The 13,292-nt window shown below is 66.3% G+C and carries 13 protein-coding genes; 2 read left to right on the top strand and 11 right to left on the bottom strand.

Annotation, left to right across the window (positions count from 1 at the left end):
- Positions 1 to 8: 8 nt before the first annotated feature.
- The 11 genes from lptB to Q1W26_RS06745 all read right to left on the bottom strand — a co-directional run bounded on the left by lptB (position 9) and on the right by Q1W26_RS06745 (position 7,650).
- Positions 9 to 731 (bottom strand): LPS export ABC transporter ATP-binding protein, encoded by a 723-nt coding sequence (lptB, locus tag Q1W26_RS06795; protein ID WP_300437581.1) that lies wholly within the window; start codon positions 729 to 731, stop codon positions 9 to 11.
- Entirely contained in the window at positions 718 to 1,167 is a 450-nt protein-coding gene (recX, locus tag Q1W26_RS06790) for a recombination regulator RecX (RefSeq protein WP_300437578.1), read from the bottom strand. Before recX ends, lptB begins: the two co-directional genes overlap by 14 nt.
- A gap of 26 nt (positions 1,168 to 1,193) precedes the next feature.
- On the bottom strand, positions 1,194 to 2,237 hold the full coding sequence (gene recA, locus Q1W26_RS06785; RefSeq protein ID WP_300437575.1) for a recombinase RecA: 1,044 nt from the start codon (positions 2,235 to 2,237) through the stop codon (positions 1,194 to 1,196).
- Between the two features lie 176 nt (positions 2,238 to 2,413).
- Positions 2,414 to 2,902 (bottom strand): nicotinamide-nucleotide amidohydrolase family protein, encoded by a 489-nt coding sequence (locus Q1W26_RS06780; RefSeq protein WP_300437572.1) that lies wholly within the window; start codon positions 2,900 to 2,902, stop codon positions 2,414 to 2,416.
- Complete coding sequence (locus Q1W26_RS06775; protein WP_300437569.1) at positions 2,899 to 3,378, bottom strand: phosphatidylglycerophosphatase A; 480 nt, start codon at positions 3,376 to 3,378, stop codon at positions 2,899 to 2,901. The genes Q1W26_RS06780 and Q1W26_RS06775 overlap by 4 nt, the downstream gene beginning before the upstream one ends.
- Positions 3,375 to 4,343, bottom strand: coding sequence for a thiamine-phosphate kinase (gene thiL / locus Q1W26_RS06770; RefSeq protein WP_300437566.1), 969 nt, complete (start codon positions 4,341 to 4,343; stop codon positions 3,375 to 3,377). Before thiL ends, Q1W26_RS06775 begins: the two co-directional genes overlap by 4 nt.
- Before the next feature lie 32 nt (positions 4,344 to 4,375).
- Positions 4,376 to 4,855 carry a transcription antitermination factor NusB gene (nusB, locus tag Q1W26_RS06765; protein WP_300437563.1) on the bottom strand — a complete coding sequence of 160 codons (480 nt, stop codon included), beginning with the start codon at positions 4,853 to 4,855 and terminating at the stop codon, positions 4,376 to 4,378.
- The gene (gene ribH / locus Q1W26_RS06760) at positions 4,852 to 5,322 is read right to left on the bottom strand and encodes a 6,7-dimethyl-8-ribityllumazine synthase (RefSeq protein WP_300437560.1); all 471 of its coding nucleotides are present in this window, start codon (positions 5,320 to 5,322) and stop codon (positions 4,852 to 4,854) included. Before ribH ends, nusB begins: the two co-directional genes overlap by 4 nt.
- Positions 5,323 to 5,352: 30 nt before the next feature.
- Positions 5,353 to 6,456 carry a bifunctional 3,4-dihydroxy-2-butanone-4-phosphate synthase/GTP cyclohydrolase II gene (gene ribBA / locus Q1W26_RS06755; protein WP_300437557.1) on the bottom strand — a complete coding sequence of 368 codons (1,104 nt, stop codon included), beginning with the start codon at positions 6,454 to 6,456 and terminating at the stop codon, positions 5,353 to 5,355.
- The gene (locus tag Q1W26_RS06750) at positions 6,453 to 7,073 is read right to left on the bottom strand and encodes a riboflavin synthase (RefSeq protein WP_300437555.1); all 621 of its coding nucleotides are present in this window, start codon (positions 7,071 to 7,073) and stop codon (positions 6,453 to 6,455) included. The genes ribBA and Q1W26_RS06750 overlap by 4 nt, the downstream gene beginning before the upstream one ends.
- A gap of 142 nt (positions 7,074 to 7,215) precedes the next feature.
- A complete protein-coding gene (locus Q1W26_RS06745) occupies positions 7,216 to 7,650 on the bottom strand; it encodes a CBS domain-containing protein (protein ID WP_300437552.1) in 435 nt (144 codons plus the stop codon).
- Positions 7,651 to 7,678: 28 nt separating this feature from the next.
- Here Q1W26_RS06745 and Q1W26_RS06740 point away from each other — a divergent pair, with 28 nt between their 5' ends.
- Together Q1W26_RS06740 and Q1W26_RS06735 are read left to right on the top strand one after the other, a co-directional pair.
- Entirely contained in the window at positions 7,679 to 8,017 is a 339-nt protein-coding gene (locus Q1W26_RS06740) for a hypothetical protein (protein WP_300437549.1), read from the top strand.
- A 43-nt stretch (positions 8,018 to 8,060) separates the two neighbouring features.
- The gene (locus tag Q1W26_RS06735; protein ID WP_300437546.1) at positions 8,061 to 13,256 is read left to right on the top strand and encodes a PAS domain S-box protein; all 5,196 of its coding nucleotides are present in this window, start codon (positions 8,061 to 8,063) and stop codon (positions 13,254 to 13,256) included.
- The last annotated feature ends 36 nt before the right edge of the window (positions 13,257 to 13,292 follow it).

Below are 13,292 nucleotides of genomic sequence, written 5' to 3'. Positions count from 1 at the left end.
ATGTTGCCTCAGAGCCGGAAGTGTTCGCCGAGGTAAACCTGACGAACCTGCTCATTGCGGACGATTTCGTCGGGCCGGCCGCTGGCCAGCACTTCGCCGGCATTGATGATGAAGGCGCGATCGCAGATGCCGAGGGTTTCGCGGACGTTATGGTCGGTGATCAGGACGCCGATGCCTTTTTCCTTGAGAAAACGGATGATTTTCTGGATGTCGATGACGGCGATCGGGTCGACACCGGCGAAAGGTTCGTCGAGGAGGATCAGGCGCGGATCGGTGGCCAGCGCCCGGGCGATTTCGCAGCGTCGCCGCTCGCCGCCGGACAGGGAAATGGCGGTGTTGTCGCGCAGGTGTTCGATGCCGAGCTCGCCGAGGAGTTCTTCGAGGCGCTCGGCGATCTGAGCCTTGGTGAGGCTTTGCAGCTCGAGCACGGCCTGGATGTTTTCGGCGACCGTGAGCTTGCGGAAAACGCTCATTTCCTGGGGCAGGTAGGACAGGCCGAGGCGGGCGCGCTGGTGGATCGGGCGATGGGTCAGCACCTGGTCGTCGAGGGTGATCTCGCCGCCGTCGGCAACCACCAGGCCGACGATCATGTAGAAGCAGGTGGTCTTGCCGGCGCCGTTGGGGCCGAGCAGTCCGACGACCTCGCCGCTGCCGACGTCGAAGGACACGTCGTGGACGACCGTGCGGGCCTTGTATTTTTTGCGCAGGTTGCTGACTTTAAGCAGGCTCATCGCCGGGATGTTCTTTCAGGACTCTACGTATGATTTCGGTCGAAAATCCGCGACCTTGAAGGAATCTGGCCTGACGCGCCCATTCTCGCGCGTCCGCTGGTGCTGCGGCGAATTTTCGGCGGGTGATGTCGCGGGCACGTTCGAGTTCGCTATCGCTGCAGTTTTCTTCAATGGCAGAGACGATCTGCTCGGCGCCGACGCCGCGGCGTGACAGCTCCAGACGCAGGCGCGAGGCGCCAAAGCGGGCCGCCTTGGCCCGCACATAGGCATCGGCAAAGCGTGCGTCGGAGAGCAGTCCGAGCTCGGTGAGGCGATCGAGTTCGGCGTCGACTTCTTCTTCGCTGCCGAGCTTGCCCAGTTTGCGGGCCAGCTCGGTGCGGGAGTGCTCGCGCTGCGCGAGGCAGCGCAGCGCCCGCTCATGCAAGCTCATGGTCATGGGCTTTCGTTCGCGGGGCGGATGCGTCAGCTTGCGGTTGCGGCCGAAGCGGCGACCGGCGCTGCGATCACCGCCATTTCGGGCAGGTTAACGGCAAGGCGGATCTTGTTTTCAATTTCGCGGGCAATGTGCGGATTGGTCTTGAGAAACTCGCGGGCATTGTCCTTGCCCTGGCCGATTTTCTCGCCGTTGTAGGCGTACCAGGCTCCGGATTTGTCGACGAACTTGTGCTGCACGCCCAGGTCGATGATCTCGCCCTCGCGGGAAGTGCCTTCTCCGTAGAGGATGTCGAAGATGGTTTCGCGGAACGGCGGGGCGACCTTGTTCTTGACGACCTTGACCTTGGTTTCGGAGCCGATCACTTCGTCGTTCTTCTTGATCGTGCCGATGCGCCGGATGTCGAGGCGTACCGAGGCGTAGAACTTGAGGGCGTTGCCGCCGGTGGTGGTCTCGGGGCTGCCGAACATCACGCCGATCTTCATGCGGATCTGGTTGATGAAGATGACCAGGGTGTTGGTGCGCTTGATGTTGGCGGTGAGCTTGCGCAGGGCCTGGGACATCAGGCGGGCCTGGAGGCCGGGCAGCTGGTCGCCCATCTCGCCTTCGATTTCGGCCTTGGGGGTGAGGGCCGCGACGGAGTCGATGACGACCACGTCCACGCCGCCGGAACGCACCAGCATGTCGGCGATTTCGAGGGCTTGCTCGCCGGTGTCGGGCTGGGAGATCAGCAGTTCGCCGACGTTCACTCCGAGCTTCTGGGCGTAGGTGACGTCGAGGGCGTGTTCGGCGTCGATGAAGGCCGCGGTGCCGCCGAGCTTCTGCATTTCGGCCACGACCTGCAGCGTGAGCGTGGTCTTGCCGGAGGATTCGGGGCCGTACACTTCGACGACCCGGCCGCGGGGCAGGCCGCCGATGCCCAGGGCGATATCGAGGCCCAGCGAGCCGGTGGAGACGACCTGGATGTCGCTTTCGACCTCGCCGTCGCCGAGACGCATGATCGAGCCTTTGCCGAACTGCTTTTCGATCTGGGAAAGCGCGGCGGAGAGGGCCTTGGCCTTGTTGTCATCCATCTGTCGTGATCCTTTGAAAAAGGGTTTTGGAGATTATGGCACAGAGTTTGCGTGCAGGTGATCGCCTGTCGTGACGGCTCGTTTCGGAGCAGACGTGACACGGCGGTAGCTGTTATTTTATACAGCTCTCGCGGCGAGTCCAGCAGAATCGCCAAGCCCTTGTTGCAAGAGGCGTTTCAGGTGTAGCGGCGGAGGAGTTCGGTGAGTGCGAAGAGGACGGCCTGGCGCCTTACGGCCTCCCGGTCGCCATCGAAATGGCAGGTGGCCGTCTGGGGTGTTTCAGCGTTTCTGGCCCAGCCAAAGCAGACGGTGCCGACCGGTTTGGAGGGTGAGCCGCCGGTCGGGCCGGCGACGCCGGAGATGGACAGGGCGAGGTCGGCTTCGGAACGCTCGAGGGTGCCACGGGCCATCGCTGCGGTGGTTTGTTCGCTGACCGCGCCGTAGCGTGCGAGGGTCATCGGCGAGACGCCGAGGAGGGCGCACTTGGCGTCGTTGGAGTAGGTGATGAAGCCGCAGTCGAACCAGCCGGAGCTGCCGGCGGTGGCGGTGACGACTTCGGCGACCCAGCCGCCGGTGCAGGATTCTGCCGTGGCGAGGCGCCAGCCACGGGCGGCAAGGTGCTCGCCGACCAGGCGCGAGAGCGTTGCGAATTCGATGTCTATCAAGCGGTGAGCCTCATGATAATGGCCAGCACCACCAGCGTATAGCCGGCGGCGAGGAGGTCGTCGAGCATGACGCCAAAGCCGCCGCGGGTGCGTTCGTCCACCCAGCCGATGGGGGGCGGCTTGACGATGTCGAAGAAACGGAAGACGACGAAGGCCGTGGCCTGCCAGGCCAGCGTGGCGGGCGTGAGCCACAGGACCAGCCAGATGGCGACGATTTCGTCCCATACCACGGCGCCGTGATCGGCTACGCCGAGGGCGCGCCCGGTGCGTTCGCAGGCGATGATGCCAAACAGGAAGCAGGCGACGAGCAGGGCGCCGAAGAGGGTGTCTGAAAGAGGCGCGTAGACGAGCGGAAAGAGTATCCAGCCGAGCAGCGTGCCGGCAGTGCCGGGCCCCTTGGGAAACAGGCCGGACCCGAAGCCGAGGGCGACGAAATGGGTCGGGTCGGAGAGCAGGAAGCGGAGATTGGGTTTCATGGGCGGCTGCCGAAGTGGTCGTAGCCGCTGGCCGAGAGAAGGCGGAGGCGGCCGTCCCGTTCGTGGAGCTGGAGGCCGTGCTCGGGGCCGGTGATGGCGCCGATGCGATGCAGCGGCAGTGCGAGCCGGGCCGCCAGGGCGCCGATTTCGGCGCGGTGCTCAAGGGGGGTGGTGAACAGCAGTTCGTAGTCGTCGCCGCCCGCGGTACAGGCCCGGAAAGCCCGCGCGGAGTCGCCGCAGGCAGCGATCAGCGGATCAAGCGGCAGGGTGGCTTCCTCGATTTGTGCACCGACGCCGGATTGTTCGAGGATGTGATCGAGATCGCCAAGGAGGCCGTCGGAGACGTCGAGCATGGCGCTGGCCAGGCCGCGCAGGGCGAGGCCGAGTTCAACCCGCGGTTGCGGGCGGTGCAGGGCGGCGAGGCAGTCGTCGCGATCGGCAGGGGCGAGCCGGACTTCGCCGCGCAGATGGGCAAGGCCCAGGGCGGCCCGTCCGGGTGAGCCTGACACCCACAGGTCGTCTCCCGGACGGGCGCCCGCGCGGGTGATGGCCTGACCGACGGGCACTTCGCCGAAGATCGTCGGGCACAGGTTGAGGGGGCCGCGGGTGGTGTCACCGCCGATGACGTCGATACCGAAGGCTTCGGAGCAGGCGAAGAAGCCGCTGGCGAAGGCGGCAATCCAGTTTTCGTCGGCGGCCGGCAGGCTGGCCGCAAGCACCACCCAGCGTGGTGCTGCGCCCATCGCGGCGAGGTCGGAGACGTTGACGGCGAGGGTCTTCCAGCCGAGGTCGGCCGGATCGGTGTCGGCGAAGAAATGCGTGCCGGCCACCAGCATGTCGGTGGAGATGGCCAGCTGCATGCCGGCAGCGGGCCGGATCAGCGCCGCGTCGTCGCCCACCGCGAGGTCGGTGTGACGCGCCGGCCGGGTGAAGTGCCGGCGGATCAGGGCGAACTCGGAGGGCATCGCGCGACGCGTGTGCTGCGTGGAGTGAAGGCTCAGGCCGGCTTGTCGCCACCGCGGGCGGCACGCCGTTCACGGGCGTTGGCCTCGACTTCGTCGGGGCGCAACCGGGCCGCCAGCTTGTCGAGCACGCCGTTCACGAACTTGTGGCCGTCGGTGCCGCCATAGCCTTTGGCGAGTTCGATGGCTTCGTTGATGATGACCCGGTAGGGGGTTTCGGGGCGATGCACCAGTTCGAAGGTGGAAATCAGCAGGATGCCGCGCTCGACCGGCGAGATCTCCTTGAGCGGGCGTTCGATGTAGGGGGCGAACGCCACCTGGAGTTCGGCCGCATTGGTGACGGTTCCGCGCAGCAGGCCGACGAAGAGGTCGCGGTCGCATTTGTCGAAGCCGCCGACCTCGGCCATCTGGCTTTCAATGGCGGTGAGGGCTGATTGGTTCAGGAGCCAGTGGTACACGCCCTGCAGGGCGAATTCGCGGGCGCGGCGGCGGGGGGATTTGGGGGCGCCGCTCATGCCAGTGCCTTCAGCAGGCGGGCCATCTCGACAGCGGCCTGGGCGCAGTCGGCACCCTTGACCTGCATGCGGGAGAGGGCCTGATCGTCGTCTTCGGTGGTGAGAATGCCGTTGGCGATGGGCACGCCGGTGTCGAGGCTGACGCGGTTGATGCCGGCGCCCTGCTCGTTGGAGACGAGTTCGAAGTGGTAGGTTTCGCCGCGGATCACTGCGCCGAGGGCGACCAGTGCGTCGAAGCGGCCGCTTTTGGCCATGACCTGCAGCGTGAGCGGGGCTTCGAGGGCGCCGGGCACGGTGGCGATGGTGATCGCGTCGGCGGCGACGCCGAGGCGCAGCAGTTCGGCGGTGCAGGCCGACAGCAGGCCTTCGCAGACGTCGAGGTTGAAGCGGCACATGACGACGCCGACCCTGAGGCCGGAGCCGTCCAGGTTCGGGGCGATTTCGGGAATGTTGTCGTAGCGGGGCATGGGGTTACCTGGGAAATATTGGGCCGGGCTTCAGGCTTCGGGCGCGGCGTGGCCGACGACCGTGAGGCCGAAACCGGCCATGCTGGGAATCTTGCGCGGGCTGGCCATGATCCGCATCTTGCCGACTTGCAGTTCGCGCAGGATCTGGGCGCCGATGCCGAAGAGGCGCGGATCCCATTTCTGGGCGGGCTTGGGGGCGGCGGTGTCGCTGCCGCTGAGCTGGGCGAGGAGTTCCTGGCCGCTTTGCGGGTGGTAGAGCAGCACGATGACGCCGTGGCCGTGCTCGGCGATGCGCTTGAGGGCCGCGTCGACCGGGAAGCTGTGGCGGCCGCTGGCGGGGTCGAGGAAGTCGAGTACCGAGACGGGTTCGTGGACGCGGACCAGGGTTTCGACTTCCGGGTCGATGTCGCCGTAGGCCATGGCCAGGTGCACGTCACCGGAAGTGGTGTCTTCGAAGGCCGACAGGCGGAAGTCGCCGTGCGGGGTGGTGACGGCTTTTTCGCTGACTTTTTCGACGAGCTTCTCGGTGCGGGCGCGGTATTCGATGAGGTCGCGGATGGCGCCGATCTTGAGGCCGTGGGTTTTGCTGAACTCGACCAGTTCGGGCAGGCGCGACATGGTGCCGTCGTCGTTCATGATCTCGCAGATCACTGCGGCGGGTTCGAGCCCGGCGATGCCGGAGAGATCGCAGCCGGCTTCGGTGTGGCCGGCGCGGATCAGCACGCCGCCCGGCTTGGCCATGATCGGGAAGATGTGGCCGGGCTGGACGATGTCGGTGGCCTTGGCGTGGCGGGCCACGGCGGCCTGCACGGTGCGGGCGCGGTCGGCGGCCGAGATGCCGGTGGTGACGCCTTCGGCGGCTTCGATCGACACCGTGAAGGCGGTGCTGAACTGGCTGCGGTTGTCGCGCGCCATCTGGTTGATGCCGAGCTGGCGGCAGCGCTCTTCGGTGAGCGTGAGGCAGATCAGGCCGCGAGCGTGCTTGGCCATGAAGTTGATGGCTTCGGGCGTGATGTGCTCGGCGGCGATGACGATGTCGCCTTCGTTTTCGCGGTCTTCCTCGTCAACCAGCACGACCATTTTGCCGGCCTTGATGTCGGCGATGATTTCCTGGATCGGGGCCAGTGCGCTCATGCGGGGCTTCCTTCGTTGCGGGTGGCGTCGTTGCGCCAGGCCTGCATGCGCTCGACGTAGCGGGCGATGAGGTCGATTTCGAGGTTCACGGTGCTGCCGGCGGCAAGGCGCTTGAGCGTGGTGACCTGGACGGTGTGGGGGATCAGGTTGATGGAGAAGTCGCGGCCGTCGACCCGGTTGACGGTGAGGCTGACGCCGTCGATGGTGACCGAGCCTTTGCGGGCAATGTAGCCGGCCAGCGCGGCGGGGGCGCGGATGACGAGTTCGTGGCTTTCGCCGATGGCATCGAATTTCCGGACTTCGCCGATGCCGTCCACGTGGCCGGTGACCAGGTGGCCGCCGAGCCGGTCGGCCAGGCGCAGGGCTTTTTCGAGGTTGACCTCGCCGGGCTCGGCAAGGCCGACGGTGCAGTTGAGGGTTTCGCGCGAGACGTCGAAATGGACGGTGTTGCCATCGCGGGCGATGACGGTGAGGCACACGCCGTTGTTGGCGATGCTGTCACCGAGCTGGACGTCGTCGAGATCAAGGGTGCCGACATCCACTGCGAGGCGCACACCGTCTTCAAGGGGCGTCACGCTCAGGATGCGGCCGGTAGCGGCAACGATTCCGGAGAACATGGGATGGGGGCTTATCGAGGGAAAACGCGATTTTAGGCGATTTCGGCCTGCGGCTGGCGGTTTGTGCGGGGCAGGCGGGCCGCTGCCGTAAAGCGGGAAAGCCCCGCGAGGGGGCTTTCCGCTGTGCTGTGGAGGCGGTGGATCAAAGAATTTCGGCGATGTGGTCGCGGTCCTCGAGTTCCTTTTCGAACTGCTGGATTTCAAGGCCGAGAGCGTTGCGCGCCGACACCATGCCGACCGGCCGGCCGTCTTCCACCACCGGCACGTGGCGGAAGCCGCCCTCGAACATCATGTGCAGAGCATGCGCCAGGGGCTTGTCGGGGCTGGCGGTCTGCAGGTCGGCGGTCATGACGGTCGAGAGTTGCGTGCTGTCAGGGTCGAGGCCTTGGGCGACGACCCGGTTGAGCACGTCGCGCTCGGTGAACAGGCCGGCGAGCCGGCCCTGGTCGTCCACGACGAGAATGGCCCCGATCTTGTGCCTGGCCATCGTGATGGCGGCAGCACGTACGGTGGTATCGGCCAGGGCGGAAACGACGGTCTGGCCTTCAACGACCTGGCGCAGGGTTCTGTTGGGCATCGGTATCTCCTTGAGGCTTTTCTGATGGATGGAGCACAAAAGCGATCACTGCACGGGCGCTGCAGCGCCCCTTTTTGTGGATCAGACGGCGGGCTTCGGGCTGGCTGGCTTGCTGATGTCCGGCTTGCCGTTCTTGGCACCATTTTCACCACAGGCCTGGGCGCCTGCGGCGAAGCCGAGGGAAAGAGCGAAAACAAAAGCGATCCTGCGCATCATGGTGGTGTCTCCTTTATTCATGTTGTTCCTTCATCATGGAAACCCGCAACCCGTTTGGCAAGGGGGCGCGAACGAAAATGTGCGCGCCATTCGATACCGTATTGTGGTTGCGGCGATACAAAGCACTGGAAAGCCGGCCGCTTGGGCTTAACATCTTTCCTCTTGTTTATTGCATTTTCGTATCCGCTGGATAGATGACCGATTCAAAACCAAAAAGTGCCCGCGGCGGGGCTGCCGTGGTTGCGCTGGGCGGCTGGACGGGCGGCGATGGCCTGGCCGCCCTGTTGCAGGGGCTGGATGGCGGGACTTCGCTGGCCTTCGTGCTTGCCGAAGCGGTGCCGCCGGCGGCGTTTCCGCCGGAGACCGGGCTGGTCATCGTCACTGCGGCTGACGGGGATGTGCCGGTGCCGGGCCGCCTTTACGTCTGTCCGCCGGGCCATGCGCTGCGGATCGGCGCTGCCGGGCTCGAGTTGCGGGCGGCCGCGGTCGGCGACGGAGACGGGGCGGAGGGGTTGTTCGAGTCGCTCGCGGCACAGGCCGGTGCGGCCGCGGTCGGCGTGTTGCTGGGCGCCCGGGCCGACGTCCGCGCGGCGGGGTGCGATGCGATCGTTGCGGCGGGCGGATTGCTGCTGGCCTGCGCGGAAGGCGATCCGGAGGGCACCGGCGAGGGCGATCTGCCCCGTTTTTCGCCGGCCGACATTGCCGCCCGTCTGAACGACATCGGCGAAGGCCCGGTCGGGCTCGCCGCCGCCCGCGAGGCCCGCGACGTCCAGGCTTTCCAGGCGATCCTGGCCCTGACCTCGCGCGCGAGCGGTGTCGATATGGGAGGCTACAAGGAAGGCACGCTGCGCCGTCAGATCCTCCGGCGCAGCGCTACGCTGGGTTTTCAGGCCCTCGACGCCTACCTTGCTCACCTGTGTGCCAATCCGGATGAAGTCGGGCGTCTGCACCAGAGCTTCATGATCTCGGTGTCGGCCTTCTTTCGTGATGCGGATGTCTTTGACGAGCTGGAGCGTGCGCTGCAGGAGCGGATCGCCTCCAAGCGGCCGGGCGATGCGCTGCGGGTGTGGGTGCCGGCCTGTGCAACGGGCGAGGAGGTCTACTCCATCGCAATCTTGCTGGCCGAGATTCTCGGTGAGCGGCTCGGCAGTTTCGAAGTGCGGATCTTTGCCACCGACATCGACCAGGACGCCCTCGATTTTGCCCGCGCCGGCGTTTATGCGGCCACCGAGCTGGTCGGCCTTTCGGCCGGGCGGCTGGCGCGCTGGTTCCGGCCGGAAGGCAGTGGCTGGCGGATCAGCAAGGCGCTGCGCGAGCTGTGTGTGTTTTCGCTGCACGACCTGATTGGTCACCCGCCACTGGTGCGCATGGATCTGGTGAGTTGCCGCAATCTGCTGATCTACTTCAAGCCCGGTCAGCAGGCCGAGTTGCTGCGCAGTTTTCATTTCGCCCTCAATCCGGGCGGCTTGCTGCTGCTGGGCAAGGCGGAGTCTGCGGGCCTCGAAGGAGGCGGCTTCGAATCCGTGGATTCGGCTGGCAAGCTTTATCGCAGCAGCGCGCTACCGGTGGCTCGGCCGACCCGCCTGGTGCGTTCTGCCGTGCAGCCCCGCCCGCCCTTGCCCAAGCCGCCGCCGCTGCGGCGCGAGCTGCTGGTGGAACAGAGCCGCAGGGTGATGATCGACGCCTACGGCCCGCCGGCCGTGCTTGTCGATGCGGGCTTCGAGCCGCTGCATTTCTTTGGTGCCTCGCGGCGCTATTTCGCCCTGCCGGCGGGCAGTGCCGATTTTTCGGTGTTTGCGCTGTGTCTGCCGGAGCTGCGCGGCGAGCTCAAGGCGCTGTGCTATCGCATGCGCCAGGAGCGCATCGATACCCTGCAGGGGATTGGCGCGCTGGTCCGGCTGGGCGATGAAACGCTCAAGGTGCGGCCGGTGCTGCGCCGCGTCGAGAGCGGCGGGAGCGAGCCCCAGTGGGCCGTGCTGATCGGTTTCGAGGAGTCGCCGGCGGTTGTCGCGCAGCGACCGCCGGGCGCGACGGAGGCGCTCCTGCCCGCCGAGGCGGCCGACGAAATTGCCCGATTGCGCCAGGAACTCGGCGACACCCGCGAGCATCTGCAGGCGGTCATCACGCAGCTCGAAGCCTCCAACGACGAACTGCAGTCCCTGAACGAGGAGCTGCAATCGGCCGGCGAGGAATTGCAGGCCGCCAACGAGGAGCTGCAGGCCTCGAACGAGGAACTCACCAGCCTCAACGACGAGCTGCAGCTCAAGTCCGTCGAGTACGCCCAGCTCAACGTCACCCTTGGCAACATCCAGAACTCCATCCGCACCAGCCTGGTGGTGGTCGACCGGGACGGTCGCGTGACGCGCTTCAATGCGCTGGCGGGGCGCATTTTCGGGCTGCTGCCCAGCGATATCGGCCAGTTTCTCCACCGCGTGCCCTGCTATCTCGATCTCCCGCGCCTGAGCGAATGGGTCGACAGCGTGGTCCGCTGTGATGAATCCCGGGTCGAGCACGTCCATCAGCGCAACTTTCATTACCTGATGCAGATCGACGCCTACCGCGACGAGCAGGGGCGCAACACCGGGGCGGTGCTGACCTTCACCGACATCTCCGACCTGCACCGCGCCGAGGAGGCCCAGGCGCGCAGCGAGGCACGCTTCCGCCAGATCTGGGATTCGAGCCTCGATGGCCTGGCCGTGGTGGCCGCCGACGGCAGCATGGTGCTGGTCAATCCGGCGCTCGAAAAAATGTTCGGTTACGCACCGGGCGAGCTGGCCGGTGCGTCTGCCGATCTGCTGGTGCCGCAACGCCTGCGCGCCAACCATGCGATCCAGCGCGGCATGTACCGCGACGAGCCCGGCGCGGCCCAGGCCTTGATGGCCCGCCGCAATCTTTTCGGGGTCTGCAAGGATGGCAGCGAGCTGGCCATCGAGCTCAGCCTGGCCAGTCTGTCGATGGAAGGCGTCGATCACGTTCTCGTCACGGTATCCGACGTGACCGAACGCAGCCTCTCGGAAGCCCTGCTGCGGGCCGGCGAGCGTCGCCTGCGCCTGGCGCTGGATGCGGCGCGGGCGGGCTCCTGGGAATGGTTCATCGACAGCAACAACCATTTCTGGTCGGACGAGCTGTGGGCGCTTTACGGCCTGCCGTGCGACGGCCCGATGCCGTCCTCCGAAACCTGGTGGCAGACTATCGATCCGGATGACCTGGATCGCGTGGTGACCACCGTGACCGCCGCCCGCGATGAAGGCGTGGCCTTCGAGACCGAGTGGCGCGTGATGCTGCCGCCCGGCGCCCCGCCGCGCTGGCTGCTGTGCCGTGGCCAGCCGGTGACCGACAAGGCCGGCCGGCTCGTCAGCTATATCGGCATCGTGCTCGACGTGAGCGAGCGCCGCCTCGGCGAGGAGCGCCGGCGCCAGAGCGAGGAAATGCTGGCCACCATTCTCGACAACGTTGCCGCCCACATCTACATCAAGGATCCCGACTACCGCTACACCTACGCCAATCGCGAGGTGTGCTCGCTGTTCGGGCGAAGTCGCGAGGAGATCCTCGGCAGCGCCGACGAGGCCTACTTCGACGCCGCCACCGCCAGGCAGCTGCGCCAGAATGACCGCCGCGTCCTCGAGGGGGGCGAGCGTGTCGAGATCGAGGAGATCAACGGCAACAGCAGTTCCGGCGAGGTCCGCAGCTTCCTCTCGGTCAAGCTCCCGCTACGTCGGCAGGATGGCAGCATCTACGCCCTGTGCGGCATTTCCACCGACATCACCGAGCGCAAGTCGGCCGAAGAGCGTTTGCGCATGTTGTCCACCGCGGTCGAGCAAAACCCGGGCAGCATCGTGCTGACCGATCTCGACGCCCGCATCCTGTATGTCAATGCCGCCTTCGAGCGGATTTCCGGCTACGCGTTCGAGGAAGTGCGCGGCAAGAATCCCAGCCTGATGAAGTCCGGCGAAACCTCGCCGGAAGTCTTTCGCCAGATGTGGCAAAGCCTCGGCCGGGGCGATACCTGGCGCGGCGAACTGACCAACCGGCGCAAGAACGGCGAGATTTACATCGAATCGGCGATGATTTCGCCGGTGCGCCGGGCCGACGGCAGCATTTCCCATTACCTGGGCATCAAGCGCGACATCACCGAGGAGGCGCGCACCGAGCAGGAACTCGCCCGTCATCGTCACCAGCTTGAAAGCCTCGTCGATGCGCGTACCCGCGAACTGGCGCTGGCCAAGGATGCCGCCGAGAGCGCCAGCCGCGCCAAGAGCGCTTTTCTGGCCAACATGAGCCACGAGATCCGCACGCCGCTCAACGCGGTGCTCGGCATGGCCCACATCATGCGTCGCGAGGGGGCCAGCCCGCAGCAGACCGAGCAGCTCGACAAGATCGACAGCGCCGCCCAGCACCTCCTGAGCGTCATCAACGACATCCTCGACCTGTCGAAGATCGAGGCCGAGAAATTTTTGCTTGAAGACAGCGAGTTCGCCCTCGCCGGTGTGGTTTCCGGGGTGGCCTCGATGCTCCATGAAAAGGCCAGCGCCAAGGGCCTGCGCCTGGAAGTGAATACCGAGAGCCTGCCCAGCCTGGTGCGCGGCGACGCCACCCGCTTCACGCAGGCCCTGCTCAACCTGGCCAGCAACGCGGTGAAATTTACCGAGGCCGGCAGTGTCGTTCTCGGTGTGCGGATCGTCGAGCGGCGTGACGGGCGGCTCAAGATTCGCGCCGAAGTGTGTGACAGCGGCGTCGGCGTGCCGCCCGAGGTGCTGCCCAAGCTGTTCGGCGCCTTCGAGCAGGGCGACGCCTCCAATACGCGCAAGTACGGTGGCACCGGCCTCGGCTTGGCGATTACCCGGCGCCTGGCCGAACTGATGGGCGGCGAGGCCGGTGCCGCCAGCACCCTTGGCGTCGGCAGCACGTTCTGGTTTACCGCCTGGCTGGGCGTCGGGCGATCGATTCACGCATCTGCGCCTGCGCCGCTGGAACTCGGCCACGCCGATGTCGTGCTGCGGCGCGATTTTGCCGGCGCGCACGTACTGCTGGTGGAGGATGAACCGGTCAACCAGGAAGTGGCCCGGCTCTTCCTGACCGACGTGGGGCTTGACGTGGCGATCGCCGGCAACGGTGTCGTGGCGGTGGACATGCTGCTCGCCAGCCGCTTCGACCTGATCCTGATGGACATGCAGATGCCCGAGATGGATGGCCTGGAGGCCACCGGCCGCATCCGCCTGATACCCGGCCGGGAGCACATCCCGATTGTCGCGATGACCGCCAATGCGTTTGCGGAGGACCGCGCGCGCTGCATCGCGGCTGGCATGGACGACTTTTTGTCCAAGCCGGTGGAGCCGGAGAAACTGTTCTCGACGATATTGAGGTGGTTGAGGCAAGGCCGGAACCACTGATGGGCGGGCCGGCGTTGATCCGGCGCGTCAGGAACG

The sequence above is a fragment of the Zoogloea sp. genome (assembly GCF_030157465.1).
GTDB lineage: Bacteria > Pseudomonadota > Gammaproteobacteria > Burkholderiales > Rhodocyclaceae > Zoogloea.
The sequence above is the reverse complement of the archived record's forward strand: the minus strand, read 5'-3'. Positions and strand labels throughout refer to the sequence as shown.

What these genes read in the sequence shown, in the direction of transcription:
- Q1W26_RS06735 (WP_300437546.1), top strand. Translation starts at nt 8,061, where the DNA reads ATGACCGATTCAAAACCAAAAAGTGCCCGCGGCGGGGCTGCCGTGGTT.
- Q1W26_RS06775 (WP_300437569.1), bottom strand. Translation starts at nt 3,378, where the DNA reads ATGAAACCCAATCTCCGCTTCCTGCTCTCCGACCCGACCCATTTCGTC.
- Q1W26_RS06740 (WP_300437549.1), top strand. Translation starts at nt 7,679, where the DNA reads ATGGAGCACAAAAGCGATCACTGCACGGGCGCTGCAGCGCCCCTTTTT.
- thiL (WP_300437566.1), bottom strand. Translation starts at nt 4,343, where the DNA reads ATGCCCTCCGAGTTCGCCCTGATCCGCCGGCACTTCACCCGGCCGGCG.
- Q1W26_RS06745 (WP_300437552.1), bottom strand. Translation starts at nt 7,650, where the DNA reads ATGCCCAACAGAACCCTGCGCCAGGTCGTTGAAGGCCAGACCGTCGTT.
- recA (WP_300437575.1), bottom strand. Translation starts at nt 2,237, where the DNA reads ATGGATGACAACAAGGCCAAGGCCCTCTCCGCCGCGCTTTCCCAGATC.
- ribBA (WP_300437557.1), bottom strand. Translation starts at nt 6,456, where the DNA reads ATGAGCGCACTGGCCCCGATCCAGGAAATCATCGCCGACATCAAGGCC.
- nusB (WP_300437563.1), bottom strand. Translation starts at nt 4,855, where the DNA reads ATGAGCGGCGCCCCCAAATCCCCCCGCCGCCGCGCCCGCGAATTCGCC.
- Q1W26_RS06750 (WP_300437555.1), bottom strand. Translation starts at nt 7,073, where the DNA reads ATGTTCTCCGGAATCGTTGCCGCTACCGGCCGCATCCTGAGCGTGACG.
- ribH (WP_300437560.1), bottom strand. Translation starts at nt 5,322, where the DNA reads ATGCCCCGCTACGACAACATTCCCGAAATCGCCCCGAACCTGGACGGC.
- recX (WP_300437578.1), bottom strand. Translation starts at nt 1,167, where the DNA reads ATGACCATGAGCTTGCATGAGCGGGCGCTGCGCTGCCTCGCGCAGCGC.
- lptB (WP_300437581.1), bottom strand. Translation starts at nt 731, where the DNA reads ATGAGCCTGCTTAAAGTCAGCAACCTGCGCAAAAAATACAAGGCCCGC.